The sequence below is a fragment of the Ruegeria sp. AP12 genome, assembly GCF_056540025.1.
In genome coordinates this window covers 1-596 of record NZ_JBQFVZ010000275.1, presented here as the reverse complement: position 1 = coordinate 596, position 596 = coordinate 1, and the positions used below count along the sequence as shown (strand labels likewise).

1 protein-coding gene is annotated in these 596 nt (G+C 57.0%); it reads right to left on the bottom strand.

What is annotated here, in order from left to right:
* Positions 1–588 (bottom strand): glycosyltransferase family 25 protein (locus ACR0E6_RS22720; RefSeq protein WP_480587654.1); only part of this gene is annotated, 588 nt, incomplete at its 3' end.
* Between the last annotated feature and the right edge of the window lie 8 nt (positions 589–596).

Genomic DNA, 596 nt, shown 5'->3' with positions numbered 1-596 from the left:
ATTGCCGCTGCCCAGCAATGCCAGGATTGGTTGGCCTGTCAGCCAGTGCATTTGCAGGAACGTGTCAATCGGGCGGTCGATTTTGTTGGTGGCCTCAAGCAGCCGCTCGGCCGCGCGCCGTCCAACCAACTGACACACACACTGCAGCCCGATCACCTTGGGCAGGATCAGTCGCATATCGTTATGCCGCGCCAGCACCTGAGCCGCGATTTCGCGCTGTTTTACCGGAATGCGGATGTAATGGTCAGGTGTCGCGATCGGGGCAAGCATCTTCAACGCCTCGCTCATTCGGCACGGATCAATACGCAGGTCGTCCTCGGTAATGATGGCCAGGTCGATCTTTTCATCCACCAGCTTTTGCCAAATTCGGCGGTGGCTTTCGAACACGCCGATTTCGGCAGGTCGCAAATTGAACGGGTATTCGGGCCGGTGTAAATTGCCGGGGAACAACTCTACATTCGCGATCTGGTCAGAATTCCGCCCGTTCACAGCCTCGAACAATTCGGCGTTTGGCAGGTCAGCGCACAGCTTTTCTGCGTTGGGCCGCCGGGCCGTACTTGAGGACATGTGAATTACGAAAGAGCGCATGCACAAGT